This window comes from Trinickia caryophylli (genome assembly GCF_034424545.1).
Taxonomy (GTDB): domain Bacteria; phylum Pseudomonadota; class Gammaproteobacteria; order Burkholderiales; family Burkholderiaceae; genus Trinickia; species Trinickia caryophylli.
Genome location: NZ_CP139971.1, coordinates 86371 through 111349 on the forward strand (window position 1 = coordinate 86371; position 24979 = coordinate 111349).

Here is a 24979-nt window from a genome sequence, read left to right on the forward strand (position 1 = left end):
GGTTGCCGAGCGGTCTCGGAGTGACGAGCAGAATAGGGTGTGCCGCAGCCGGCCAGTGATACTATCCGGTCGATTATTCCGTGTATCCAGCCATGAAGCCTGCCTACGAACATGTCGAATTCGGCGAGCGCTGCTCGGTGCGCATTTACCATCGCCGGCTGCCACGGATTCCGTTCGAATGGCACCACCATCCGGAGTACGAGCTCACGCTGACGATGAACAGCCGCGGCAAGCGCTATATCGGCGATTCTGTCGAATCCTACGGCGGCGACGATCTCGTGCTCGTGCCGCCTGATCTGCCGCATACCTGGGCGTCCAACCGTTCGATCGAGGCGGGGGCGCCGCAGGTGGCAATCGTCGTCTGGTTCGATGGCGAGTGGGCACGCCGGCTTGGCGATTGTTGCCCCGAATACGGCGCGCTCCACCGGTTGCTGCGTCGCTCCGCTTGCGGGCTCGCATTCGATGCGCAGGCGGGTGCCGCAATGCGCATGCGTCTGGACGAGTTGCTGTCGAACGAGCCACGGCGGCGCCTTGCGGCCGTGCTCGACACGCTTTGTCTGCTCGCCGATGCCGCAGCCGTGCCACTGGCCTCGCCGAGTGCATTCGGTGGCCAGTCGGGCCGCCCGTCGGGGCACGAGCCGGAACGGATCGACCGCGTGCTTGCGACGATCGAGGCGCGCTTTGCGGAGCCGTTGTCGCTTTCCTTGCTGAGCGGGGTCGCCAATCTGTCGGAGCGCTCGCTCACGCGGTACTTCGCGCGGCATATCGGTGAAAGCGTGGGGCGCTACATCGCTCGCGTGCGGATCGGGCACGCCTGCCGCCTGCTGATCGACACGGCGCTGCCGGTGTCGATGATTGCCGTGCGCTCAGGCTTTGCAAACGCGGCGAACTTCAATCGGCAGTTCAAGACGATGAAGCAGATGACGCCCGCCGAATACCGGCGGGCGTTTGCGGCGGGAGGGCCGCGCGAGGGCGAACGTCGCGCGTCGCCGTTGAGCGAGCGCCCGCCGTCGCTCGAGCGCAAGCCCGCGCCGCGCCGCATGCGTCCCGCTGCACGCGGCTGACCGAGGCTGGCCGAGGCTGACCGGGCGATCGAGACGGAAGCGATCGAGACCACGTGCCCGGCGTATCCGCGCCCGTCGGCCTGCCCGGCCGGATGGTCAGGCGAAGCCGCCGTTGGCGCGCAGAACCTGCCCGTTGACCCATGCGCCGTCCTTGCCCGCAAGGAACGAGACCACGCCCGAGATATCCTCCGGCTCGCCGATGCGCTCGAGCGGGGCCTGGCTTGCGATCTGTGCGATCAGCGCCTCGCTTTTGCCGCGCAGAAAAAGTTCGGTTGCGACGGGGCCCGGGGCCACGGCGTTCACGGTGATGTTGCGGCCACGCAATTCGTTTGCGAATACGCGCACGAGCCCCTCCACGCCGGCCTTTGCCGCGATGTAGGCGCCGTATCCCGGCGCGCTCTTGGCGATGATGCTGGTCGAAAGCGCGATGAAGCGGCCGCCTTCGCCGAGGTACTCGGCCGCTTCCTTGATCATGAGGAACGTGCCTCGAAGGTTCACGGCGATAATGCGGTCGAAGTCCGCGGCCGCCAGTTGAGCCAGCGGCGAAAGCGGCATGATCCCGGCGCTGTTGACCACGACGTCGACGTGCCCGAACGCGTCGCGGGCACTCGCGTAGAGGGCGGCAACATCGCCCTCGTTGGCGACATCGCCGGCAACGGCCAGTGCCTTGCCGCCGGCCTCTGTGATCGCGGCGACGGTGTCCCGCGCTTTGTCGGCATTGCCGGCGTAGTTGACGACGATCGAAAAACCATCGGCGGCGAGGCGCTGCGCAACGGCACGGCCAATACCGCCCGAGGCACCGGTGACGATAGCGGTCTTAGATGTGGCGACGTTCATGACGGGCTCCTTGTGTGAATGAGTCGAGGAATGCGGCTATCTGTTTGTTGGAACGTATTGTCGGCATTTATATGCATTGCATAAATGGTGCAAAATTGCGTTGTCAATTCAAATGAACTCAATAATCGGTCATCGCTCATGGATCGCCTGGACGCCCTTCGCTTGTTCACCCGCATCGTGGAGACGGGAAGTTTCAGCCGCTCCGCGGACATGCTCGACATTCCGCGCGCGAGCGCGACCTACGCGATCAAGGAACTCGAAAGCCGGCTCGGCGCGCGGCTGCTCGAGCGGACGACGCGTCAGGTGCGCCCGACGCTCGACGGCCAGGCGTTTTACGAGCGCTGCGTGCACGTGTTGAGCGAACTCGACGACGCGGAAGCGTCGCTGCGGCACGTCGCGTCGAACCCGCGTGGCGTTTTGCGCGTCGACATGCATGGCGCGCATGCGGTCCACATCGTCTTGCCGCGCATCGATGAATTCCACCGCCGCTATCCGAATATCGAACTCGTCGTCAGCAGCGGCGATCGGCTCGTCGATCTGGTTCGCGAAGGCGTCGATTGCGTGATTCGCGGCGGCAATCCGCGCGATTCGTCGCTCGTTGCAAAGCCGTTGGCACGCATGCCGCAGGTGATCTGCGCGAGTCCTGCGTACGTGGCCGAGTTCGGCATGCCGAAGCACCCCGACGAACTGGCCGCGCATCGGGCCGTCAGGTTTTTCTCGAGCAGCGGCACCGGCGAATATCCCTTTCAGGTGATCGTCGATGGCGCGGTGCGCGACTATGACGTGGCCGGCTGGATATCGGTCAGCGATGCCGAGAACTACGTGGTCTCGGCGCTGCGCGGTTGCGGGTTGATCCAGTTGCCGCGCTTTCACGTGGAGCAGGCGCTGCGCGACGGACAGCTCGTGGAAGTGCTTGGCGAATGGAAGATACCGACGCTGCCGTTGACGGCGCTCTACCCCTATCGCCGGCAGTTGTCGCCGCGCGTGCGCGTGTTCGTCGATTGGGTCAGTGGACTCTACGAGGAACGGTTCGGTGCGCCGGGTGGTGACAGGCAGGGGCACGACTGAGCGGATGACGTTTCTCATGCGTTGCGCCCCGGCCGTGCCGCCGTTACTTTTCGACGTGCGGCTTCAGCAGGTCGGACAGCCCGACCCGGTGCAGCATCTCCGCGCGGAGCCGGTCGAGCACCGCGAAACCCACGCTGGCGCCGTCTTCGGTCGGGTCGATGTGCACGCGAAACGGGCGCTTGCCGAAAGGCGCATCGATCACCTGCGCGACCGCTTCGGCCACGAGGCCCGCGTCGGCATCGGCCGGGACGATCGCGGCGAACGCCTCCTGCACCTCTTTGCCGAAGCCGGCGTAGGGTCCGGCCTCGTACTCGGCCACGCATGCCTCGTCGGCCGGTACGCCCGCATGGGCGAAGTGATTCGTGCCGCTCGTGAATGCGCCCGGCACGATGATCGAGGTCTCGATGCCCCAGCGCGACAATTCGCGCGCATAGAGCACGGCGATCGCGTCCATGGCGGCTTTCGCACCGAAATACGGCGCCAGGTAAGGCGGCGTACCACCGGCCGCGCTGCTGCTCGACACCCACACCACGAGCCCCTGCCGGCGCCGGCGCAGATGGGGCAGCACGGCCCGGTTCACGCGCTGCGTGCTGAGCACGTTGACGTCGTACAGTTGCGCGTATTGCTCGGGCGTAAATGCTTCGGCCGGCCCGAATACCATATGTCCCGCGTTGTGGATCAGCACGTCGATGCGGTCGGTCTCGGCGATGACGCTTGCCACGGCCGCATCGACAGACGCCTGCGACTGGACGTCGAGTTCCACCGTGCGCAAGTCCGCGCCTTCGCGCTTCGAAAACGAGGCCATTTGCTCGGCCACGCTCGCATTGCGTCCGGCGATGTCGCGCATCGACGCATAGACGGTGTGCCCCGCGAGGGCGAGCCGTTGCGCGGTAAGACGGCCAAATCCGCTCGAAGCGCCGGTAATGAGAATGACTTGTTTCATGATGGACTCTCTTTCGATCGTTGAAGGGAGGCCGGCAGGCAACGCCGGCCGAGGGTCGATGCCCGGATCGCGCCGCCTTCGGGGGGCTATCCGTTGTTGCGATCAGAAATCGTGCGAACCACTGCCGGTATGGCGCTGTGCCGGCTGGTCGCCCATCGCCGTTCGATACGGCCGAACTTCCAGACCGCAACCGATAGGGCCCAAGTCGCGACGAACAGCGCGACGATGGCAAAGCCGAGACTGTTCAGGTCGATGGACGATGCCCACACGGCGAGCGCACCGTGCACGATCGAGGCGTTGCCGAGCAGGCCCACGATTTCTACGGTGCCGATGACGAGCGCGACGGCTACGGAAAGGCCGGTAACGACCAGGTTGTAATAGACCTTCCGAACGGGCTTCAGCAACGCCCAGCCGTAAGCGAAGTTCATGAACGAGCCGTCGATCGTGTCGAAGAGCAGCATGCCGGCGGCGAACAGCACGGGCAGGCAGAGCGTGGCGTACCAGGGCAGCCCGGCGGCCGCGCCCGAGCCGCTCAAGACGAGCAGGGCGATTTCGGTGGCCGTATCGAAGCCGAGCCCGAACAGCAGCCCGACGAAGTACATCTGGCCCGGCTTGCGCACGAGCCGCATGAACGGGCCGAGCAGGCGGCTGACGAGGCCGCGCCGATGCAGCCCGTGCTCGAGCGAGGCTTCGTCGAAGTACCCGGTCTTCATCGTCCGGAAGATCTTCCAGATGTCGAAGAGGGCGACGACGTTCATGGCGGCGATCAGGTAGAGAAAACCGCCGGAGATCGCGGCGCCCAGCATGCCCGCAACCGTATGGAAGGCGGAGCCGGGCGTGGCCACGTGCGCCGACAGCGTGTGCGCGCCGAGCGCGATCAGCAGCGTCAGTCCGAACACGATGCTCGCATGGCCGAACGAGAACCAGAAGCCCACCGACAGCGAGCGTCGGCCTTCGCCCACGAGCTTTCGCGTCGTGTTGTCGATGGCGGCTATGTGGTCGGCATCGAAAGCGTGTCGCACGCCGAGCATGTAGGCGCTCAGGCCGGTGCCGACGCCGAAGACCTTCGAGCCGATGCTCGCATGCAGCGGAACGACGAGCACGATCAGCGTGGCCCACCCGACGAGGTGCAAGAGCGCGATGAAAGCCGTCATCGCGACGACCGGCACGTGGGCGCGCGCCAGATGCATGTGCGTGGTTCCGCGCATCGTCGCTGGCAGCGCCTTACTTGGACGTGGATGCATGGCAGCCTCTGCGAATACGGTTGAATGGCGGCGAGGACGCCAGGCCCGGCAGACCTTGGACGTGACGCCTGCCGGGCCGGCGAATGCCGGCGCGCGTCAGGCTTTGGGCACGTAGGGGAAGACATCCGACGGCCCCGAGGTGACCGATTCCTTGCCGATCCCCAGACTGATCGGCGTATTGGCCGCGATCGTGAACATGACGTCGGGCGCATTGTCGGTGAGCGACCGTCCGTTCCACTCGGCCATGCCGAACACCGCGGGCGTGCCGACCTTGTAGGGCAGGATGTTCGGAAGGAAGCGGCGGGCAACGGCCAGCGCATAGCCCTGCGGGTCGGCGGTCGTGCCGTTGGCTTCGACGGCGCCGGCGATCGATTTGATGATCGTCGCGCCGTAGACGGCGAAATCGTCGGCGGGATGCCCGGCGTTCAGGCGGTCGCCCAGGTCTTCGTTGTACTGCGTGAAGAGCGGATGAATCATCGGCAGGCCGACGCGATTGATCGAACGCCAGCCGCCAGCATCGGTTGCCAGTGTCGCCACGGCCCACACGCCGATTTCGCGGTTCTCGCCTGCGTGCACCAGCAACTCGGCATCGGTCACTTCGAGCACGATCGAATAAACCGTATGGCCGGCAAACAGATTGCGCGCCTGGTCCGGTGTCCAATCTCCGAGATCGAGCGGCGTGCCGTCCTGGAATGCATGACCGACGGCATGCAGAACGTCGGGCTCGATCCAGAACGGATCGCCGGCCTTGCCGGCCCAGACGCGGATACCCGAGGGCGCACTCGCCGTTTCGTCGGTGCGGCCTTCGGCCACGACCGTCCCCTGCGCGTGCGGGTTCGTGGCATCGGCACCGGCAATCCGGCGCAGCACGAAGCGTTGGCGCCCCTCGGCGTCGCGCTCGTCGAACACGATGCGATAGGTCAGTTCTTCCACGGCATCGCGATCGAGGTCGATCTTGAATTCGTAGAAACCTTCGGGGTGATAGCCCGGTGTCGGCACATCGCCGGCAATCGAATGGCAGACGTTGATGACGAACACCGTGCCCGTCTGGCCGCGGAAGCAGTAAAGATCGGTGATGTCGAGGCGTACATCCTGACGGGCGAGCGGGGAGTCGAGGTGGTGGGACATGAATCGATCCTTTCCGAAGTATCGTTACGGGTGGTGTTGCCGGCGCGCCAGCCACGCGCGTTTAGCGTCGAGTGGATTGTGGAGCGGCGGGTGCGCGGAGGTTGTCCGGAACGGATCGGGATTGCCGATTTGCACTGCGCCGTAGGGATCGGCTCGGCACACTCGGCGCGGCGGCTCGGATGCCGCCGGGTAGGGGGTGTTTTGCTCAGCGGCCGGCCGGCACGTTGCCGGGGCGCGGCACGCGAACGGAAACGATCGTCAGGACGGTGATCGCGCCGGAGACGAAGATGTACCAGGCGGCGGCGACATGCGTGCCGGTCCACAGATCGAGCGATGCAACGACGAGCGGGGCGGTGCCACCGAAAAGCGCCACGCTGACCGCATACGCGAGCGACATCGCGACCGCACGACCGCGTACCGGAAACATTTCGAGGATCGCGACGATGCTCGGGCCGCCGCCAAGCGCCGACAGGCCCGCGAAAAGAGCGACGACGACAAGCAGCGTCGTCGCATCGGGGCGGACCTGCGCGAAATGAAACGCGGGCAGGACGACGGCCATCGTCAGCAGGCGGGAGAGCACGATGGTGCGCAGGGGCCCGAACCGATCGCCGAGCCGGCCGCCCGCGAGGGACAGCACGAACGTGACGGCGCCCACGGCCGCGGTCGTCATGAACGCGGCATAGGCGGAGGGACGGGCGCTGCCGATCCCGAACGTCGTCGTATAGGTGGCGACATAGGTCGGTACCGTCCCGCCGAAGATGAGCACGATCGCGATCAGCCATTGCCGCCGATGCCGTGTGACCATCGTGGCGAGCGGCAGCCGGCCCCGCGGTTCGTGCCAATTTTCATCGATGTGGCGGCGCAGATAGATCTGCACCGGTATCAGCGCGCTCGCGAGTGCGAACGGAACTCGCCAGCCCCACTGCGCCATTTGCGCGGACGTCAAGAGACCGTGCAATGCGATGCCGCACGCGCCGGCCATCATGAGCGCCAGGCCCTGGCCGGCCATGAGCCAGCCGGCGTAGGTGTTTTTGCGTGCGGAGGAGCAATGCTCGATCAGCAAGGCGCTGGACGAACCCATTTCCCCGCCAATCGCGATGCCCTGCAAAATGCGGCATGCGAGTACGGCAATCGGAGCGCAGATGCCGAGCGTCGCATAACCGGGTATTGCGGCAAGGCCGAGCGTGCCGGCCGTGACCAACGCGGAAGTCAGCAGGAGCGCCGGCTTTCGGCCGCGTGTGTCCGCATAGGTGCCGATGAGGAATGCGCCGATGGGCCGCGAAAGAAATCCGGCAGCAAACGCCCCGAGCGAAAGCAGACTTGCATACGCGTGCGTGGCCTGCGGAAGAAATGCGGCGGTAATGAACGCCGAGAACGTGGCGTAGGAGAAGTAGTCGAGGAACTCGAGCGCGTTGGCGAGCACGATCGTCGCGAGCGTGCGCGGGGGAAAGCGGAGCGCGGCCGCTTCGCCGGGCCCGCTTGTGTCATGAACGATACGCATGGCGTGAAACTCACGATGCTACAGGGGGCTGATGCGCGCGCGATAGCCGAGCCTGTTTGCGGTGGACGTGAACATCAAGAGGGCGAGCGCTCGCCGCCCGCCTCGCAAACCGGATACTGCGTGGCGTGCGAGAACGATTGCGCGCAGCGCGGCAGCGTGAAGCAAAAACGGGTGCCTTCGTCGCCGGTCGACCCGATCCAGATTCTGCCGCCGTGCGCCTCGACGATCGACTTCGAAATCGGCAACCCCATACCCATGCCATCGCTCTTCGTACTCGAAAACGGCTGGAAAATGGCGTCCGCCTGCTCGGGCCGGATTCCGCATCCGGTGTCGAGCACTTCGAAACGCGTGTGCGCACCGCCGTCGCTCACCACGCGCACGCGCAACAGCGGCTGCCGCCCTTCGCCACGAGCCGCCTCGATCGCGTGAATGCCGTTGATGAGCAGATTCGTCAGCACTTGCTGAAGCTGAATACGATCGGCGTACGCCTTGATGCCGGGCTCGATGTCCGCCGCGAGCGGTATCGCCCTCGCGTTGGCCTCCGAGGCGATCAGATGCATCGCCGAATCGACGATATCGGTGCAGTCGAGTTCGACCGCCTCCACGGGGGCGCTGACGAGAAAGCTGCGCAACCGCCGGCAGATCGCGGCCATATCGTCGGTCCAGCGCGAGGCGTAGCGGAAAGCGACGAGCGCCTCGCCGATCTCGGGCTGCGGCCGGTCGAGCCAGCGGACCGCGGCATCGAGTGCCGTGCGGATCGCGCCGAGTGGCTGGCCGATCTCGTGCGTGATCGATGCAACGAGCTGCCCGACCATCGACACGCGCGCGGTGCGGGCCATTTCCGCTTGGAGCACCTGCAGTCGTTCGCTGTTGCGCTTGTGCTCGGTGACGTCGAATGCGTAGAAATGCAGCCGCCGATACCGGGCGGTTTCCTCGGGCAGCGAGCACCGCCAGACGATCGGCACTTTTCTGCCGTCCAGCGTCGAGAGCGTGCGTTCCCCCTCGCACAACGGGCGGCCCTCGAATATCGCACGCAGTACCTGTGCGTTGCTGATCCGGTTGGCGGGCAGCAGATCGCGGGCCCAGGCGAAGAAGACGTCCTTGGAGGGGGCGCCGAAGAGCGCCAGCGTGGCATCGTTGGCGTCGACGAAAGCGTGCAGGGCGCGAAGCTCCTCGATGACGCCGGGATGCGCGTCGAGATACGCATCGAGATCGTCCACGCCGCTTTGCCGCAGCGCGTCCATCCGCTGCTTGATGTGCGACCAATCCTCGATGAGGATCGGAATCGGTGCGAAGCGGAACGATTCGTCGACGAAAGCCTGCTCGCCAGACGCAATGTCGCGGCTTTTGCCCATATCGGTCTTCGTCTTCGACGCGACTGGCGCCGCTGCTCGAGGGTCATTCATGCTGAAGGCGCCGTTGGGGAACGTCCTGGCGACGAACCCCCACCTCGGCGATGGGACGTCGCTACGAAAAATTTGCCGCGATTATACAAAATCAAAATGGGGAACGGATGCGAAATCGGCGCAATGCACGGCACGCGGGAGAGAAAATGGGCAAGCGGTGCCTGCGCGGGAGGAGGCAGACGCAGGCATTGGGATGGGCGATTCGGGCAATGGCGCCGACGCATATGGCAGGCATAGCGCAGGTATAGGGGAGCCGCGAATCCGCAATTTCTGTTTTGAGCGATTCGGTGGCGCAATGCGGTGGCGCAATTCGGCGGCGGCACGACAGCCGCCGCGTGCCGCAACGCGATCTCTTATCGGCAGGCTTCGGCGAGAAACCACGCGCGCCGCTGAGCTTCGTCGATCCAGTTTTCGAGCAGGCTGGCCGTGGCCACGTCGTTGTGCTTCTCGCAGATCGCATGCGCCGAGAGCATGAGATCGGCTAGCAGCAGGTTGTCGTTGCGCAGATCGCCGAGCATCTGCGCCGGTGCGAGCCCGACCGCGTCGTTATCGGCCAGCCGCTGGTGGCGGGCGATATCGCCGATCGAGCGCAGCGTCGTGCCGCCGATCTTGCGCACGCGTTCGGCGACGTCGTCGGTGATGGCGAAAAGCTGCTCGCCTTGCTCGTCGAGCATCAAATGGTAGTCGCGGAAATGCGAACCCCACATGTGCCAATGAAAATTCTTCGTTTTCAGGTAAAGCGCGAATACGTCCGCCAGCAGCGGATTGAGCTGGGCCGAGATTTCGCTGATCGCTTCCTGGTCGAACCCGAGGGCGGGGCGGCCGGAGACCGCATTGGCGGTGGAGTGTCCGAGTGACATCGCAATGCTCCTTGCAAACGACGATGAATGGGGGCGCGGGCTCGATCTTGAGCGCGGCCCGGCTCGCCTGCCTTCGGGATCGAGCGCCTGTTTGCGGATTCGCACGACGGCCGCCGGGAGGCCGGGCGTGCGTCGAGCCTCGCAGCCGCGCCGTGCGGATACGAAAACGCTGGTCGCTATCGAAAAGAGCGGCGGCCGGACCCATTCGATACTGGCTCGGCGCGCGATCGGGCCACACAATCGGGCCGCTCGCACGAGCGGTGCGGATCGCACGAATTGCCGCCGCCGCTGGCGTGCGCATTCCCAACGGAATGGCTGCGACGGCGCATGCCGTTTGCGGCGGCCAAATCCACCTTCACGAAGGAGCATGAGCGATGGCGAAGTTCACATTGAAAGACGGTACCGAACTCTTCTACAAGGATTGGGGTAGCGGTCAGCCCGTCGTGTTTTCGCATGGGTGGCCCTTGAACGCCGACGCGTGGGATGCCCAAATGATGTACCTTGCGGAGCTCGGCTACCGCGTGATCGCTCACGATCGGCGTGGGCACGGCCGCTCGAGCCAGCCCTGGGGTGGCAACGACATGAACCGGTATGCCGACGATCTGGCCGAGCTGATCGAGTTTCTCGATCTGAAGGATGCGGTGCTCGTGGGCCATTCGACGGGCGGCGGCGAGGTGGCGCGCTATATCGGCCGGCACGGTACGCAGCGCGTGTGCAAGGCTGTACTGATTGCAGCCGTTCCGCCGCTGATGCTGAAAACGGCTGCGAATCCCGGCGGTCTTCCGCTTGCCGTCTTCGACGACATCCGCAAGGGCGTCATCGAGAACCGCTCGCAGTACTTCAACGATCTGGCCACGCCTTTTTACGGCTTCAATCGCGAGGGCGCAAAGGTGTCCGAAGGCACGGTCGACGCGTTCTGGTATGCCGGCATGCAATGCTCGATCAAAAGCGCCTATGACTGTATCAAGGCGTTCTCGGAGACGGATTTCACCGAGGATCTGAAGAAAATGACGGTCCCGACGCTGGTGTTGCAAGGCGATGCCGACCAGATCGTTCCGATCGACGATTCCGGCCGCCTGACCGTCGAAATCGTTCCGCAGGGCACGCTGAAGGTGTATCCGGGCGCGCCGCACGGCATGTGTACGACGCACGCGGATCAGGTCAACGCGGATCTGGCGGCATTCATTCGGAAGTGACCGCAGGCAGCGCGACACCGCCGCTCGGGTGTCGCGCCGGGCACGGCGGTACTTCGGTTCGCGAAGTGCCGCCATCCGCTCCTGAGCGCAGAACGTCCGTTCGGCGCGGCGTGTACCGTCCCAGCCGGCCTGCCGGGATCGGTTCTTTCAAACGGCTCGACGATCGCGCCGGCGATGGCCGTTGTTCGGGGCGCTTCCTCCAAGCCCGTTCGCCCGCACGCGGCGACTATACCTACATATGATTTTCCCGGCAGCGTCTTTTCATTAAGATGCCTTCGTCGGGGGCTGGCCGCATGACGGCCGCTGTCATCGTAATTCAGGTCGAGGACCCGGTTTGTGTAAGAATCCAATCGTTTCGATCATCGACGATGACGAATCCGTCCGCCTTGCCACATCGAGCCTGCTGCGCTCGCTCGGGTGGGCGGTTCGGCTCTACGGGTCGGCCGAGCAGTTTCTCGAGTCCGACGGCATTGGCGATGTCACCTGCATCATCTCGGATGTCCAGATGCCCGGCATTTCCGGGCTCGAGATGTATCGGCGTCTCGTCGGGCGCGGGCTCGCGCCCCCCGTCATGTTCATCTCCGCGTACGCTTCCGATGCGGTTCGCCGTCAGGCGCTCGACCTCGGCGCGATGTGCGTGCTGAGCAAGCCCGTCGATGCGACCGAGATGTCGCGGCGGCTCGATACGTTGAAGGACGGCCGTGCCGGTGCCGCGTCCTGAGCGTTGCCGCGAGCTGACGCGCCAAGGCCTGCGCAGGCGGGCCGTCGAACGCGCGCGCCGCCATCTTCATTTCGTGCGGGCGCACGCCGCCATATCGCGATGATACCGAGCCCTGGAATCGTCACGCCATGGCGTGACAACGCACACGTGTTGTACCTCCTTGCGGCCGCCATTGGCGTCCTCGTATTTGCCATCGACGCTTTCACACCGCTCGACATCGCCGTCGCCGTGCTCTACGTGGCCGTCGTGCTGCTCGTGGCGTCAGCCGGTTCGCGTCCCGCCACCGCGGGGGCAGCCTGCGTCTGCGTGGCGCTCACGCTGCTCGCGTTTGCCCTGTCCCATGACGTGGGAGCGGGCTATCAGGGCGGCGCCGCCGCGCGCTGCGCCGTGAGCCTGCTGGCTATCGCCACGACCGCGATGCTCTCGCTGCGCAACCTCGCCAGCACGGCGATTCTGCGCGAACGCCTGCAACTGCTCGATCTGACTCACGATGCGATCGTCGTCCACGATATGAACGATCGCATCACGTTCTGGAACCAGGGCGCGGAGGAACTGTACGGGTGGAGCGCGAAGCAAGCCATCGGGCAGTCGATTCACGAGTTGACGCAAACGAACGCGAGCATGTCGCTCGACGATATCCGCCGCGAAGTGCTGCGCGTGGGGCAATGGCAGGGCGAACTCCAACGTGTGCGCAAGGACGGCCAGACGGTCATGATCTCGAGCCGCTGGGCGCTGTGGCGAGATCGCGGCGGGCGGCCGCTCGCCGTTCTCGCGACGAACAACGACATTACCGACCGCAAACACATGGAAGCCGAGCTGCGGCGCTCGACGGCCGAACTTGCCCACGCTACGCGCGTGACGATGCTGGGGGAGATGGCGGCCTCGATCGCGCATGAGGTTACCCAGCCGCTTGCGGCGCTCGTCACGGCCGGCGACGCCGCGTTGCGTTGGCTTCACCGGCCTCAGCCCGATCTGAGCGAGGTCGAGATGTCGATTCAGCAGATGATTCGCGACGCGCAACGCGCGGCCGAAGTGATCCGGCGTATCCGCAAGCTGGCCTGCAAGCGCGCCCAGGAGGAGGCGGTGCTCGACCTGAATGTGATTGTGAGAGAATCGCTCGAACTGCTGCGCGGCGAGCTGGACAGCCAGCGGATCGAGGTCAGGGCGGAGTACGCCGAGCCCGCGCCGCTGGTGCGCGGCGATCGGGTCCAGTTGCAGCAGGTCATCATCAATCTCTTGCTGAACGGCATCCAGGCGATGACCGACGTCACCGACGTCACCGACGTCACCGACGTCACCGACGTCACCGACGTCACCGACGTAACCGACGTCACCGACGTAACCGACGTCACCGACCGGCCCCGATGCCTGCGCATTCGTACGCAGGCGACGCGCGGCCGGCAGGCGCAGGTCGCCGTCGAAGACACCGGAATCGGCGTGAGCGCCGAGCATTCGAGCCGGCTGTTCAACGCCTTTTTCACGACGAAAAAGGACGGCATGGGAATGGGGCTGTCGATCTGCAGATCCATCGTGGAAGCGCACGGCGGCCGCATCTGGGCCGAATCGCAGGAGCACTGCGGCACGATCATGCAATTCGTATTACCGCTGAATGAGGAAACGTGTGATGAGCACTGATGCGGAAGATGCCGCGAGCCAGCCGATCGTCTATGTCGTCGACGACGACGATTCGATGCGCAGCGCAGTCGGCATGCTGCTCCGTTCGGTCGGCTTGCGCGTGGAGCCGTTTGCCTCGGCGCAGGATTTCCTGGCGTTCGAAAAGCCCGACGTGCCGAGCTGCCTCATCCTCGACGTTCGTCTCAAAGGCCAAAGCGGCCTTGCCGTCCAAGAGCAGATCGCAGCAGCGGGCGAACTGCGGATTCCGATCATCTTCATGACGGCGCATGGCGACATCGCGATGTCGGTTCGAGCGATGAAGGCGGGGGCGACCGACTTTCTGGCGAAGCCGTTTCGGGATCAGGACATGCTGGATGCCGTGGAAAACGCGCTCGCAAAGGACCAGGAGCGGCGCAGCGCTCATCGCTCGATGGCCGAGCTGCGCCGGCGCTACGAATCCCTGACGTCGCGCGAGCGCGAAGTCATGGCGTTCGTGGCGAGCGGCCTGATGAACAAGCAAATCGCGGCCGAGATGAATCTAAGCGAGATTACCGTCAAGATTCACCGCGGCCAGGCCATGAAAAAGATGGAATCGCGTTCACTGGCCGATTTCGTTCTGAAAGCCGAAGCGCTTGGCGTAAAGGCGCCGCTGGATACCGCCTCCGCTTCCATACGCCTTCAGCGCAACTGACGTCCTTCGCTTTTTTCCCCTTCGCTTTGCCTGCCGTTCAGCGCGCCCGCGCAGGGCGCGTGCCGTATCCACGGCGCTCGCTTCCCACACTGTGCGCCGCGACTATACCTACATATAGGTGGACCTAACCAATAGGCGGCGCGAGCAACCCTACGTAGACTGGTCGTGCCTTGGCCGTTCAATTAACGTTGAGTCATTGCGGTAACCGTCATCGGACAGCCGCCATGCCATCGTATCGGACGGACAAATCATGATCAGTACAGTCGTTCCTCTTCTCGACCCCGCGGCCGACGTCGCGGCGCCTCGGCGGGTTTCCGTCATCGATGCGGAAGAGCAGTGGCGCTGTCCGGCCCCGCATCGGTCGTCACGCGAGTCCCGCTTCGGCGGCGTGACGGTGTCGCGCTGGACGCTTCACGATATGGGCCCGCTCGAAGTCTCGCATCCCGGCAATGCGTCGGACCATTGCATCGCATTGAACCTCAAATGCGCCTCGCTGACGTTCAGCCATGCCGGCCGCCGGATCGTGGAAGGACGCGTGCTTGCGGGCGTCGTGCAGGTCACGGCGCCGGGCATGCCCGTCACGGCCGTTTTCGAATCGGCAGTCGATGCGATGCACCTCTTCGTTTCGCAGGACGTACTCGGCGAGTGCTATGAAGACGTCTTTCATCGCCCGCATGCCGGCGACATCGTGCTTGGCAATCCGAATCTGATCCGCGACCCGGCTTTGGAACGGCTTGGGCAGGCGCTGGCTGTTTCGCAAACGAGCGATGCGGCGCTCGGCAAGGTCTTCACCGAAAGCGTCAGCCTTGCCATCGTCTCACGGCTTGTCGGCCGTCATTTCACCGAGCAGGCGGCCGACACGCGCGAGCCCGCAGCTTTGCCGCCGTGGCGCATGAAACGCGTGATCGAGTATATCGACGCGCATCTGTCCGAGAGCATCGGCCTGGCGGATATCGCGCGAAGCGCAGGGCTCACGCGCATGCATTTCGCGGCGCAGTTTCGCCGCGCAACGGGCGTGCGACCGCACGAATATCTGCTGCGGCGGCGCATCGAGCATGCGCAGCATCTGCTGCGGACATCGAAGCAAAGCGTCATCGATGTCGCGCTGAGTTCCGGCTTTCGCTCGCAGGCCCACTTCACGACGGTGTTCAAGCGCTTCGTCGGGCAGACGCCGTTTTGCTGGCGCTCGAGCGTCAACGAAGCCCGCTGAGCCGTGCATGCGCGTTCGGGCGCATTCGCCAAACCGATGTTCAAGACACATTTTTCCGGGAGTCGCATCATGCTGGCCAATGTAAAGACCGTCGATCCATGGATGCAAACCATCGGGCTCTTGTCGGGTGCCGTGAACGCCTGGCGCAACGAGGCGGTTTTCGACCGCGCAGTGCCCGTTGCGAAAGCACCTGCGCGTGTCGCGGTCAAAGTGATCGATCGCCCCACACCCACCACTGCAACGATCGAATGGCGCGAATCCACACGCTGCAGTTACGGCGACCAGCTATGGCGCGCGGCGCGCGCACGCGTGGCCGGCGTCTGCGCGATGAGCGGGAAGGCAATAGCGCGTGGAGATTCGGTCTACAGGCCCTCCAACCGCCCGTTGCCGCGTAATGCCGAGGCGATGATTCTCGCGTCGGTGCTCGAGGCGGCTGCGCCGCTTTGATCTCGCGCCGCGGCGCGCGCGGGAATTCGCAAGCGCCGCGTGAGCCGTCGGCAAGAACCGACGCGAGCGCCCCCGGAGGGCGCTCGTTCTCATTCGAACGGTACGTCGTACTTGAAGGAAGCAGCGCGGGAGATAGCGCGGGAGACGGGATAGGCAAGCGCATGCATGCGCTTGCATTCGCATTTGCGCACGCGTGCGACAGCTGGCGATCGGCGTGCAAGTATCGCCTGGGGCCGCCGTTTCATGGCCCGGGGGGGCTTCACGTCCAATACTTGGAGTCGGTGATCGTGTGCTCGTAGCCGCGCGCGAGCCGGTGTTTCCTGGCGGACGCGGCCGGTAACGCGTCGAGCACGGCTTGCGCCTGATCGCGAACGTGCGCAGCCGTATGGCGCCGGTCTCGGCTCGACGAAGCGGGCTGGGCGGTAGCCTCGCGGATGGCCGTTGCGTCACCGGCGTCGGTGGCGAGGCGTTCCAGCGGCAGTTGCATGTCGTCGCCGACGGCGAGCAGCGCCTGTTGCAGCCCTGGCGTTTGCCATGCGTAGGTTGCGGCCCAGGCGATGCAGCCGATGGCGAGCATGCGGCGGACTCTAAGCTTGGAAGGGGCGGTGCGGACCATGATGAGCACTCCGGCTGCGATCAGCGTTGCGCGAGCAGGCAGGCGACGGCCGGCTCGGCAGCCTGCTCGGGGCGCGGCTGCAGCGCCGCGCCGAAATGCGATGCGAGAAAATCCACGAACGTCTTGATCTTGGCATCGACGTAAAGACGCGAGGCATAGACTGCGAAAACACGGGTGCTTTGAAGGCGATGTTCGGCAAAGAGACGAACGAGCAGCCCCGTGCGCAGGTCTTCGTTCACGCAGTGAAGCGGCAGTGCGGCTACTCCGGCGCCGGCGAGCGCCGCGAAGCGCGTGGCTTCCACGTCGTTGATGACGAACGGCCCGTTGGCTTCGCGCATGGCCGGCTTCACGATGCTGAGTTCGCCCCGGTGCTCGATGGACGAGGAATGCATCGCTATCGGCGCGAGTGCGTGCGCGTCCAGCTCGCCGAGCGAATCGATCCGATGTTCCGCGAGATAGGCGGGCGCTGCAACGAGGACGCGCTCCATCTGGCCGACCATTCGGCTCACGTTGCCGGAATCGGGCAGCGAGGGCGCCGAAAGAATCGACACGTCGACGCCGTCCTCGATCAGGTGCGCCGGGCCGGGCAGGAACTTCACATGGACCTTGACGTGAGGATAGTGCCGCCGATATTCGACGATCGAGCGCGTGAGCTGTTCGCGTCCGAGATCGGGCGAGCAGTGCACGCGCAACGTGCCCTGTGCGCGCTTGCCCGCGCCGCCCGCTTCAGCTTCGGCGTCGTCGAGTTCGGCGAGAATCTGTTTGCACTTCGTGTAATAGCGCTGACCGGGCTCGGTCAGCGAAAGCCGGCGCGTCGTGCGCTGCAAAAGCCTGGTGCGCAGATGGTTCTCGAGCAGCGAAACGGCGCGCGAGATGCTGGCTTTGCTGCATTCCATGTGCTCCGCGACGGCACTGAAGCTGCCGGCTTCCACGACGCGGGAGAAGATTCGCATGCTCAAGAGCGTGTCCATGAATACCTCGTCGTTTCCATGACGGCGAGCCGCATTCCGGCGGCCTCGCGCGGGCCGGAGCGACTCTTGTTCGGAATGGGAAAAACTGCTTTGCCGATGGATGAAAAGATAAATGGAGTGCGCCGAATTAACTATCCCTACATTCGGATGAACGACTACCCGATAGGGTCGCTCGCCTCATCCTCGCGTATAGTTGCGCCGCGCGAGCGGGGGCCGGCGGCGGCTTCGGCGTTGCGCCGCTTACGGTTTTCGCGTTACCGCCAGCCTTGCTGAGCGGCCGTCGACGCGATGACGAGATCGAAAAGCGCCTGGCTGCTAGGCGAGAGCGATCGGCCCTTGGTCCAGACCATATGCAGCGGCCGCTCGATCCGCAAATCCTCGACCTCGATGATCGTCAATTCGCCGCGTCGCAGTTCTTCCTTGATGCTCAGCGTCGAAATATAGGCGAGCGCGTGCTGGGCGAGCAGCATTCGTTTGATCGCCTCCGTGTCGCTCACCGACATCAGCGGCTCGATATCGAGGCCCGCGCGGCGATAGACGTCTTCGAGCGTGGCACGCGTGCCGGAGCCCGGCTCGCGCATGATCACGGCCTTGTCGACGAGTTCGCGCGCGCGCAGCGTCGAGCCGGCGCGGGGATGCCCGGCTGCCGCCACCACGGCGATTTCGTCCGATCCGATACGTCGCGCGTGCAGGATCGTATCGTCGAACGGCCCTTCGATGAAGCCGATCGTGAACGTCAAATCGCGCAACCCGGCTTCTACGCGTTCGGTATTGGTGACGGTGAGATCGATGGCGACACGGGGATGGCAGGCGTTGAAGCGTGCGATCGCGTCCGGCACGAAATAGACGCCCAGCGTACCGCTCGCGCCGATCTTCATATGGCCCGAGCCGAGCCCTGCCAGTTCCTCGATTTCCTTTTCCGCGGCGTCGGCCAGCGTGAAGATCCGGGCGGCGTATTCGTAGAGCAGCTTGCCGCCCTCCGTCAGCGACACGCCGCGCGGCAGGCGATCGAAAAGAATCATGCCGAGGCGGTCCTCCAACTCGCGGATCTCGCGCGTGACGGCGGGCTGGCTGACGTGCAGCCGCTCGGCGCCGGCACTGATGCTGCCTGCACGGGCAACCTCGTAAAAGGCGAAGAGGTGAGTGAAGTTCATGAAGGCAAGGCAAAGAGGAACGGATAGCGCACGGGCGGGATTGCCGACGCCGTGATTATGCGGCAGGGGATGCATCGTATGCAGCGACGGGGGGGGAAGGATGGGGGGAGACTGCGTATGTCGCGCGGGTCAGCGTGATCCGTTCATATAAGGAACGTGCGGGGTTGGGCCCTGCGGTAGCGACTCGTCAATGCACGGTCAATGCACGGTCTGCACGGTGAAGCGAGTGCCCGGCCCAGCCGAGCCGGCAGGTGTGCCGGTTCGGCTGGACGATGCGGGCGCCATGCGCGATCAGCTGCCGAAGTAGACGTCGCAGAAGCTCACGGGCCCGACGCAGGCCGACGGTGCGCGCGTAGCGGTGTGAACGTGCATGCCGCTTCCCGAGGCCCCGTTCGCCGGTGAGCCGCCGACATCGCTCGTGACCGGGTGCTGCTCTGCCGCGACTTTTGCCTCGGCGGCCTGGATATCGTCGGGGTAGTGCGGATCGCTGCCGATTGCCGGGTTGTAGCCGGCTTGCTCGATGCGGACCAGATCGGCGCGCACTTCGGCGCGCGTTACGGGTGCGTTGCTTTGGGCGAACGTAAGGACGGGGCTGGCGAGGGTACCGATAGCGATGGCGAGGCAGGCAAGCGTTTTCATGGTGAAGCTCCTTGAACAGGTTGAACGCGAACGTCATGTCGCGGTTGATAAAACTGCATAGTGCTGCCGAGACAAAGGCCTGACAGACGGCCCATGAACTCATGGCGCGCGTTTGATGGCGATCTCACTTCTGTTAACCACCGGGCCCCGGGATCTATTCCATCGGAGCACTCCGAAGCGTTCACGCCACCCGATCGTATCGATGTCGCTTTTGGCGTCCATCGATCGCGAGTCGATGAGACAAGGTTAGTGAAAGAGCGGGCTCGCGAAAAATGCAACGTTGAGATGCGAGCCATGTCGCGCGGTTATATCTCCCGCATCCATCCGTGCGTTGCATTCGCGCGAGGCGCGAATGCTTCGATCGTTCGATTAGAAAAGCGTCTCGCGGTTTACGAACGAAGCCGGTTATTGCAACCGGCACGATTGCTCCGCCTCCCATACGCGCAGGGAGGGGCGGCGGGACGGCGTTTCGGTTCGGCACGCGGCTGGTTGCCGCCGTCATGAAGGTCCACTCGAACAACTTGAAAGGAACCCGGAATGCACAGCAAATTCACGATCAAGGCCGCGTCTTTGGCGGTCGCCGCAGTCGCCGCGATCGGTATCGCGCAATCGTCCATGGCGGCCGCGCCCGCGAATCCTGCAACAGACCCCCACATCGACCCGCAGGTCCGATCGTTTCTCGAGAAGATCGACAAGGACAGCAGCCCGTTCTGGACGTTGCCGCAGCCGAAGCCGCAGGAGATCCTGACGAACCTGCAGAATCAAACCCCGGTCGATATGTCGGGCGTGACGACGACCGAGCGCACGATCACGGAGGACGGCCGCACGGTGAAGCTCTACATCATGAAGCCGGAGCACACGGAAGGGACGCCGGGCGTGCTGCTCTTCCTTCACGGCGGCGTGTGGATCGTCGGCAATTTCGCCAATCACCAGCGGCTGCTGCGCGACCTCGTGGTGGAATCCGGACAGGTGGGCGTGTTCGTGGAGTACACGCCGTTACCGCAGGCGAAGTTTCCGACTCAGATGGAAGAGTCGTATGCCGCGCTGAAGTGGGCAGCGGCCCATGCCTCCGAATTCGGCGCCGACGGCACGCGCATCGCGGTCGCGGGCAACTCGGTTGGCGGCAATATGGCAGCGGCGCTCACGCTGATGGATAAGGACCGCAACGGGCCGAAGATCAGTTTCCAGGCGCTGTTGATTCCGGCAACCGATGCGAGCGTGGATACCCCTTCGTATCACGCCTACGGGACCGGGCGCTTCCTTGCTCGCGCATTCATGAAGTACGGCTGGGATCTGTACGCGCCGGACGCGAACACACGCAATAATCCCTATGTATCGCCTTTGCGCGCGAGCGCCAGGGAGCTCGAGGGCCTGCCGCCGGCACTCGTGGTCACGGCGGAAAACGATCCGCTGCGCGACGAAGGCGAAGCTTATGCCCGCAAGCTGAAGGAGTCGGGCGTGAGCGTGGCGGCGGTGCGCTACAACGGCACGATCCACGATTTCGTACTGCTCAATGCGTTGCGCAACGTACCTTCGACCGAGGCTGCTTTGCAACAGATCAGCACGGCCATCCGCGAGCATATCGGCAAATAGGCTCGGATCTGCCCCGAATCGTCGAGGGGCAAGACGCCAAAAACGAAAAAGCCCCGTGAGGGGCTTTTTCTTTCCAACGCCAACGGTCGGGCTCGATAGGCGGCTCAGCTCGCCTGGTTGTCGACCCCCGAGGGGCCGGCCGCCGGCTTGCGGCCGTCGATGGTGTTCAGATAATGCGCGAGCCCATCGATCTGGTCGGGCGTGATCGGCGCACCGAAGGCGCTGCGCATTTTCATGATCTCGGTTTTCCATTCGCTGACGGTGAGCGGCGGCTGACGCAGCACCATGCCAGTCGAATGACACATGACGCAGTTCGCATTGGCGATCTCGACGCCGGGCCCTGGTGGGAAGGTCGATTCGCCGGGCGGCAACGTGACGTTCAGAACCGCCAGGTGCACGGGCGGCGCGATGGCCTCCTGCCGGGCGGCTTGGGCGGCAATCGATTCGGGCAGGTAACGTTGCCCGACGACGCCGGCGATGGCGCCGATGACGATCGGCGCGCCCAGCATGAGCGCCATGCGCTTCAGTTTCGCGTTCATTGGTTTCTCCCTGTCAGGCCACGTCGACCTGAATCGACTCGATGACGTTGCGCATGAAGCCGGCGCCGTTCCAGTTCGGTGTGGGCGGCTGCGCCTGGCCGGTGGAATCGATCGCCCGGACCATCAGCGTCTGCTGGCCACGCTGGGGGAAGCTGACACTCGTTTGCCACTGCCGAAAGCTGTATTTTCCGTAGTCGTGTCCGAGCGACGTATCGGCCCATGTCCGGCCGCCGTCGACCGACAACTGCACACGCGCGAGCGCGTTGATGCCGCCGAACGCAATCCCGCGTACGACCGCCGGCTGACCGCTACCGATCTTGTCGCCGGTGCGCAGGTTCGTAAAGAACGAGCGGGGCAGCATGCGGTTGATCGGGATCTGCGGTACGTCCGTCTCACCGGGGTGGATATTGGCGAAGTGATTGTCTGGCACCTTATAAGCCTTGGCCGTCCAGAAATTATCGTCAGGACGGTCGAGCACTTCGATATCGGTCAGCATCTTGACCCAATACGTGGCGTACCAGCCGGGCACGATGAGCCGCAGCGGGTACCCGTTCAAAAGCGGCAGCGGCTCGCCGTTCATCGCATACGCCAGCATCACTTCGCCATCGCGCGCATGATCGACGGCAAGCGACTTCAGGAACTTCGGCGTTTGCGGAATCACACCCGAGTCCAGCCCGTCGAAGCGCACCGCAACGGCGTTGCCGCGCACGCCGGCGTGGTCCAGCACGTCTTTGAGACGAACGCCCATCCACAGCGCATTGCCCATCGCGCCATTCGCCCACTGGCCGCCCGGCACGCGCGGATTGAAGAAGCCGCGCGAGTTGCCGGAACATTGATTGACCGCGGCAATCTCATAGCGCGGGAATTTGCGCATCAGATCGTCGAGCGTGAGGCTCAGCGTTCGCTTGACATGACCGCGAACGGCGAGCCTATACGTGGCGGGGTCGATCGACGTCGGGATGTTGGGAAGGTGCCAGCGCACGTAGAAGCGATCGTTCGGCGTGAAGACGCCGCGGTCGAAGACCTCGAAGGGCGTTTCCAGCAGCGGCGCACGCGTGCGCTGCAGAATCATCCCGGACTTTTGCGGCAGATCCGACGTGATCGGGCGGCGGCCGTTTTCGAACGGCAGATCGACGAATTCGCTTTGCGCGGCGCGTGCGAGCAACGGCGCGGCGAACGCGGCCGCGCCGAGCGCGCCCAGGCTGCCCAATAGCCTGCGCCGATGGCGCGAAACGGGATCGAAGTCGTGTTCGCTCATGAAATCCTCCTGGTCGGTTCGATTGCGATGGACAAGGCTTGTGGGTAAGGCGGTGAGCCGCGCGACGAGGCGTGGCGTTGCGAAGGCGTGCGGGCGCGGCCTGCCAGACGCGCCGCATTGAACGTGACCGATAGCGAGCTCGCGACCATCAATGCGGCGGCCGTGGCGGGCGACACGAAGCCGGCCACGGCCAGCGGGATCGCCAGCGCGTTGTAGACGGCTGCGGCGGCGAGGTTCTGATGCATGACTCGTGCGGTGCGGCGTGCGAGAAAGAGCGCCTCCTCGAGCTTCTCCACGCCGGCATCGACGAGCACGATCGAGGCGGCAGCCATCGAGGCCGGCGACGCGCTGCCCACGGCGATGCCAACATCGGCGGCAGCGAGCGCTGGCGCGTCGTTCAAACCATCGCCGACGAAGGCGACCTTGCCGTTGCCGGCGCGCTGTGCGGCTACGATCCGCGCGGCCTTTTGCTCGGGCGTGTGCGCGGCGAAGATTGCGATATCGCCGATGCCCACGGCCTCGGCAATGGCGCGGGCGACCTGTTCGCGGTCGCCGGTGAGCATCGCGATCGTGGCGCATTGCGCGCGCAGCGCCGCAAGTGCGCGCCGCGCGCCCTCGCGTGGACGGTCGGCGAAGCCGAGCATGCCGCGCCATCGACCGTCGCGCGCGACGTGGACGGCCGTGGTCGAGTCGTCCACGTCGGGCACGGCCACGCCGCTGTTGCGCAAAAAACGGGCGGTGCCGGCGAGAATGCATTGACCAGCGGCGCCGTGCCACTCGACGCCGGCACCCGGCACGGCACGCGAGCTGCCCGCCGGGGCATCCACCGCTGCGGCGAGCCTCGTTGGCGGGACGAGCGCGCGGATGGCCGCGGCGATCGGGTGTTCGCTGCCGCGCTCGGCGAGCGCCGCCTCTTCTACGAGATCGCTGTCGCGCACGCCCGCGGCTGGCGATAGGCGAACGAGGTGGGGCTTGCCTTCGGTCAAGGTCCCGGTCTTGTCGAGAAAGAATATCGACAGACGACCCGCTTTTTCGATCGCCTCGACGTCGCGAAAGAGGATGCCTGCCCGGGCGGCCCGGCCCACGCCGGCGCCGAGCGCGAGCGGTACGGCCATTCCGAGCGCGCAAGGGCAGGTGATGACCAGCACCGCGACGGCGCGTTCGAGCGCGTCGGGCCCACTCATGCCCGACAACGCGCCGACGCAGAAGACGAGCAGCGCGATGAGCGCAATGCCGGGCACGAGGCGGCGCGTAAAGCGCTCGGCGATGGCTTGCGAAGCGGTCTTTCGAGCGAGCATGGTGCGTACGCTGCGCGCGATTGCATCGACGCGCCGTTCTCCCCATTCGTGGTTCACGCGCACGAGTAATTCGCCCTCCGCGTTGAGCGTGCCCGCTTCGACGAAAGAGCCGGGGCCTACGCTGTCGAATTCGCTTTCGCCTGTGAGGAGAGACCGGTCGAGCGACGATCGGCCTTCGGTCACGATGCCGTCGAGCGGGAGACGCTCGCCCGGCAGTACGCGGATGATGCTGCCGCGGCTCACGCGCTTGGCGAGCATGACCGCTTGCGAGCCGTCCGTTCCGAGTACGCGGGCCGTCTGCGCCGGCAGCTCGAGCAGCGTCCGCACGGCATCGGCGGTGCCGCTGCGCACCCGCGTTTCGAGCCACCGGCCGGCGAGCAGGAACGTGACGATCATGGCGGCGGAATCGAAATAGACGGTCGATTCGCCGCGCGCGAGCTGCACGATCGACAACAGACACGAGGCGCTCGCACCCATCGCGACAAGGCAGTCCATGCCCGGCACGCGAGCGCGCAGCGTGCGCCACGCGGCACGAAAAAATGGCTGTGCGCAATAGGCGACCACGGGAAGCGTGGCCACGCCGGCCAGCACGGCGAGCCAGTAACGGACGGGCCCTGGCACCGTGGCGGTCGAGGTGAAATAGAGCGTGGTTTGCGCCGTCATCACCCACATCGAACAGAACGCGGCCACCGCGAGTCGGATGGCCAGATCCTGGAGCAGCGCGGCGGTATGCGCGCGACGCTCAGGCGCGTCGGACTCTGGCTCGCACACGTAGCCAAGCTTGGCTGCGGCTTCGAGCAGGCGTTCGAGCGACGTTCGGCGCGGGTCCCACTCGAGCGTTGCGGATTCCGACGCAAAGCTCACGCGGGCATCGATGGTGCCGGGCTGCCGCTGCAATACGCGCTCAAGCGCATTGGCGCAGCTCGTGCACCACATGCCGCGCACATCGAGCGTTGCGCTGTCGGGCGAAGCGGGTGTCAT

General features: G+C 65.1%; 23 protein-coding genes. 9 read left to right on the forward strand and 14 right to left on the reverse strand.

The window, feature by feature from the left end:
• The first annotated feature begins 92 nt into the window (after window positions 1–92).
• Window positions 93–1064, forward strand: coding sequence for a helix-turn-helix domain-containing protein (locus tag U0034_RS19715; RefSeq protein WP_085229823.1), 972 nt, complete (start codon window positions 93–95; stop codon window positions 1062–1064).
• Window positions 1065–1160: 96 nt separating this feature from the next.
• Here U0034_RS19715 and U0034_RS19720 read toward each other — a convergent pair whose 3' ends face one another.
• The gene (locus tag U0034_RS19720) at window positions 1161–1901 is read right to left on the reverse strand and encodes an SDR family oxidoreductase (protein ID WP_085229824.1); all 741 of its coding nucleotides are present in this window, start codon (window positions 1899–1901) and stop codon (window positions 1161–1163) included.
• 138 nt (window positions 1902–2039) lie between these two features.
• Here U0034_RS19720 and U0034_RS19725 point away from each other — a divergent pair, with 138 nt between their 5' ends.
• The gene (locus tag U0034_RS19725) at window positions 2040–2969 is read left to right on the forward strand and encodes a LysR family transcriptional regulator (RefSeq protein WP_085229825.1); all 930 of its coding nucleotides are present in this window, start codon (window positions 2040–2042) and stop codon (window positions 2967–2969) included.
• A gap of 43 nt (window positions 2970–3012) precedes the next feature.
• Here U0034_RS19725 and U0034_RS19730 read toward each other — a convergent pair whose 3' ends face one another.
• The 6 genes from U0034_RS19730 to U0034_RS19755 all read right to left on the reverse strand — a co-directional run bounded on the left by U0034_RS19730 (window position 3013) and on the right by U0034_RS19755 (window position 10057).
• On the reverse strand, window positions 3013–3912 hold the full coding sequence (locus U0034_RS19730) for an SDR family oxidoreductase (RefSeq protein WP_085229826.1): 900 nt from the start codon (window positions 3910–3912) through the stop codon (window positions 3013–3015).
• An 86-nt stretch (window positions 3913–3998) separates the two neighbouring features.
• Window positions 3999–5120 carry a Nickel transporter NicT gene (gene nicT / locus U0034_RS19735; protein ID WP_244142494.1) on the reverse strand — a complete coding sequence of 374 codons (1122 nt, stop codon included), beginning with the start codon at window positions 5118–5120 and terminating at the stop codon, window positions 3999–4001.
• Between the two features lie 132 nt (window positions 5121–5252).
• Window positions 5253–6284, reverse strand: a complete 1032-nt coding sequence (locus U0034_RS19740; RefSeq protein WP_085229827.1) for a DUF4331 family protein — start codon at window positions 6282–6284, stop codon at window positions 5253–5255.
• Between the two features lie 205 nt (window positions 6285–6489).
• Complete coding sequence (locus tag U0034_RS19745; RefSeq protein WP_085229828.1) at window positions 6490–7785, reverse strand: MFS transporter; 1296 nt, start codon at window positions 7783–7785, stop codon at window positions 6490–6492.
• A gap of 74 nt (window positions 7786–7859) precedes the next feature.
• A complete protein-coding gene (locus tag U0034_RS19750; RefSeq protein ID WP_085229829.1) occupies window positions 7860–9191 on the reverse strand; it encodes a sensor histidine kinase in 1332 nt (443 codons plus the stop codon).
• A gap of 353 nt (window positions 9192–9544) precedes the next feature.
• On the reverse strand, window positions 9545–10057 hold the full coding sequence (locus U0034_RS19755; protein WP_386092510.1) for a Dps family protein: 513 nt from the start codon (window positions 10055–10057) through the stop codon (window positions 9545–9547).
• Between the two features lie 368 nt (window positions 10058–10425).
• On the opposite strand from U0034_RS19755, the gene U0034_RS19760 reads away from it, so the two are divergent.
• From U0034_RS19760 to U0034_RS19785, 6 genes are all read left to right on the forward strand, one after another.
• The gene (locus U0034_RS19760) at window positions 10426–11247 is read left to right on the forward strand and encodes an alpha/beta fold hydrolase (RefSeq protein ID WP_085229831.1); all 822 of its coding nucleotides are present in this window, start codon (window positions 10426–10428) and stop codon (window positions 11245–11247) included.
• A 334-nt stretch (window positions 11248–11581) separates the two neighbouring features.
• A complete protein-coding gene (locus U0034_RS19765; RefSeq protein ID WP_085229832.1) occupies window positions 11582–11968 on the forward strand; it encodes a response regulator transcription factor in 387 nt (128 codons plus the stop codon).
• Between the two features lie 99 nt (window positions 11969–12067).
• Window positions 12068–13603, forward strand: a complete 1536-nt coding sequence (locus U0034_RS19770; RefSeq protein ID WP_085229833.1) for a two-component system sensor histidine kinase NtrB — start codon at window positions 12068–12070, stop codon at window positions 13601–13603.
• A complete protein-coding gene (locus U0034_RS19775; protein WP_085229834.1) occupies window positions 13593–14273 on the forward strand; it encodes a response regulator transcription factor in 681 nt (226 codons plus the stop codon). Before U0034_RS19770 ends, U0034_RS19775 begins: the two co-directional genes overlap by 11 nt.
• A 250-nt stretch (window positions 14274–14523) precedes the next feature.
• Window positions 14524–15483: a helix-turn-helix domain-containing protein gene (locus U0034_RS19780; RefSeq protein WP_085229835.1), complete on the forward strand. Its 960-nt coding sequence runs from the start codon at window positions 14524–14526 to the stop codon at window positions 15481–15483.
• A 69-nt stretch (window positions 15484–15552) separates the two neighbouring features.
• Window positions 15553–15930: a DUF3331 domain-containing protein gene (locus U0034_RS19785; protein ID WP_085229906.1), complete on the forward strand. Its 378-nt coding sequence runs from the start codon at window positions 15553–15555 to the stop codon at window positions 15928–15930.
• Between the two features lie 259 nt (window positions 15931–16189).
• Here the strand turns inward: U0034_RS19785 and U0034_RS19790 are convergent, their stop codons facing one another.
• The 4 genes from U0034_RS19790 to U0034_RS19805 all read right to left on the reverse strand — a co-directional run bounded on the left by U0034_RS19790 (window position 16190) and on the right by U0034_RS19805 (window position 19310).
• Window positions 16190–16546, reverse strand: a complete 357-nt coding sequence (locus U0034_RS19790) for a hypothetical protein (protein WP_139831210.1) — start codon at window positions 16544–16546, stop codon at window positions 16190–16192.
• A 20-nt stretch (window positions 16547–16566) separates the two neighbouring features.
• Window positions 16567–17517 carry a LysR family transcriptional regulator gene (locus tag U0034_RS19795; RefSeq protein ID WP_085229837.1) on the reverse strand — a complete coding sequence of 317 codons (951 nt, stop codon included), beginning with the start codon at window positions 17515–17517 and terminating at the stop codon, window positions 16567–16569.
• 254 nt (window positions 17518–17771) lie between these two features.
• Window positions 17772–18671, reverse strand: a complete 900-nt coding sequence (locus U0034_RS19800) for a LysR family transcriptional regulator (protein ID WP_085229838.1) — start codon at window positions 18669–18671, stop codon at window positions 17772–17774.
• Between the two features lie 291 nt (window positions 18672–18962).
• A complete protein-coding gene (locus U0034_RS19805; RefSeq protein ID WP_085229839.1) occupies window positions 18963–19310 on the reverse strand; it encodes a DUF4148 domain-containing protein in 348 nt (115 codons plus the stop codon).
• 537 nt (window positions 19311–19847) lie between these two features.
• On the opposite strand from U0034_RS19805, the gene U0034_RS19810 reads away from it, so the two are divergent.
• The gene (locus U0034_RS19810; protein WP_085229840.1) at window positions 19848–20903 is read left to right on the forward strand and encodes an alpha/beta hydrolase; all 1056 of its coding nucleotides are present in this window, start codon (window positions 19848–19850) and stop codon (window positions 20901–20903) included.
• A 104-nt stretch (window positions 20904–21007) separates the two neighbouring features.
• Here U0034_RS19810 and U0034_RS19815 read toward each other — a convergent pair whose 3' ends face one another.
• The 3 genes from U0034_RS19815 to U0034_RS19825 are packed head-to-tail and all read right to left on the reverse strand — an operon-like array spanning window position 21008 to window position 24979.
• Window positions 21008–21442 (reverse strand): c-type cytochrome, encoded by a 435-nt coding sequence (locus U0034_RS19815; RefSeq protein ID WP_085229841.1) that lies wholly within the window; start codon window positions 21440–21442, stop codon window positions 21008–21010.
• A gap of 13 nt (window positions 21443–21455) precedes the next feature.
• Window positions 21456–22700 (reverse strand): molybdopterin-dependent oxidoreductase, encoded by a 1245-nt coding sequence (locus U0034_RS19820; protein WP_085229842.1) that lies wholly within the window; start codon window positions 22698–22700, stop codon window positions 21456–21458.
• The gene (locus U0034_RS19825; RefSeq protein WP_085229843.1) at window positions 22697–24979 is read right to left on the reverse strand and encodes a heavy metal translocating P-type ATPase; all 2283 of its coding nucleotides are present in this window, start codon (window positions 24977–24979) and stop codon (window positions 22697–22699) included. The genes U0034_RS19820 and U0034_RS19825 overlap by 4 nt, the downstream gene beginning before the upstream one ends.

Bases quoted from the DNA above. Each gene is read 5' to 3' on its own strand.
- U0034_RS19715 (WP_085229823.1), top strand. From the start codon at position 93: ATGAAGCCTGCCTACGAACATGTCGAATTCGGCGAGCGCTGCTCGGTG.
- U0034_RS19720 (WP_085229824.1), bottom strand. From the start codon at position 1,901: ATGAACGTCGCCACATCTAAGACCGCTATCGTCACCGGTGCCTCGGGC.
- U0034_RS19725 (WP_085229825.1), top strand. From the start codon at position 2,040: ATGGATCGCCTGGACGCCCTTCGCTTGTTCACCCGCATCGTGGAGACG.
- U0034_RS19730 (WP_085229826.1), bottom strand. From the start codon at position 3,912: ATGAAACAAGTCATTCTCATTACCGGCGCTTCGAGCGGATTTGGCCGT.
- nicT (WP_244142494.1), bottom strand. From the start codon at position 5,120: ATGCGCGGAACCACGCACATGCATCTGGCGCGCGCCCACGTGCCGGTC.
- U0034_RS19740 (WP_085229827.1), bottom strand. From the start codon at position 6,284: ATGTCCCACCACCTCGACTCCCCGCTCGCCCGTCAGGATGTACGCCTC.
- U0034_RS19745 (WP_085229828.1), bottom strand. From the start codon at position 7,785: ATGCGTATCGTTCATGACACAAGCGGGCCCGGCGAAGCGGCCGCGCTC.
- U0034_RS19750 (WP_085229829.1), bottom strand. From the start codon at position 9,191: ATGAATGACCCTCGAGCAGCGGCGCCAGTCGCGTCGAAGACGAAGACC.
- U0034_RS19760 (WP_085229831.1), top strand. From the start codon at position 10,426: ATGGCGAAGTTCACATTGAAAGACGGTACCGAACTCTTCTACAAGGAT.
- U0034_RS19770 (WP_085229833.1), top strand. From the start codon at position 12,068: ATGATACCGAGCCCTGGAATCGTCACGCCATGGCGTGACAACGCACAC.
- U0034_RS19775 (WP_085229834.1), top strand. From the start codon at position 13,593: ATGAGCACTGATGCGGAAGATGCCGCGAGCCAGCCGATCGTCTATGTC.
- U0034_RS19780 (WP_085229835.1), top strand. From the start codon at position 14,524: ATGATCAGTACAGTCGTTCCTCTTCTCGACCCCGCGGCCGACGTCGCG.
- U0034_RS19785 (WP_085229906.1), top strand. From the start codon at position 15,553: ATGCTGGCCAATGTAAAGACCGTCGATCCATGGATGCAAACCATCGGG.
- U0034_RS19790 (WP_139831210.1), bottom strand. From the start codon at position 16,546: ATGGTCCGCACCGCCCCTTCCAAGCTTAGAGTCCGCCGCATGCTCGCC.
- U0034_RS19795 (WP_085229837.1), bottom strand. From the start codon at position 17,517: ATGGACACGCTCTTGAGCATGCGAATCTTCTCCCGCGTCGTGGAAGCC.
- U0034_RS19800 (WP_085229838.1), bottom strand. From the start codon at position 18,671: ATGAACTTCACTCACCTCTTCGCCTTTTACGAGGTTGCCCGTGCAGGC.
- U0034_RS19805 (WP_085229839.1), bottom strand. From the start codon at position 19,310: ATGAAAACGCTTGCCTGCCTCGCCATCGCTATCGGTACCCTCGCCAGC.
- U0034_RS19810 (WP_085229840.1), top strand. From the start codon at position 19,848: ATGCACAGCAAATTCACGATCAAGGCCGCGTCTTTGGCGGTCGCCGCA.
- U0034_RS19815 (WP_085229841.1), bottom strand. From the start codon at position 21,442: ATGAACGCGAAACTGAAGCGCATGGCGCTCATGCTGGGCGCGCCGATC.
- U0034_RS19820 (WP_085229842.1), bottom strand. From the start codon at position 22,700: ATGAGCGAACACGACTTCGATCCCGTTTCGCGCCATCGGCGCAGGCTA.
- U0034_RS19825 (WP_085229843.1), bottom strand. From the start codon at position 24,979: ATGACACCCGCTTCGCCCGACAGCGCAACGCTCGATGTGCGCGGCATG.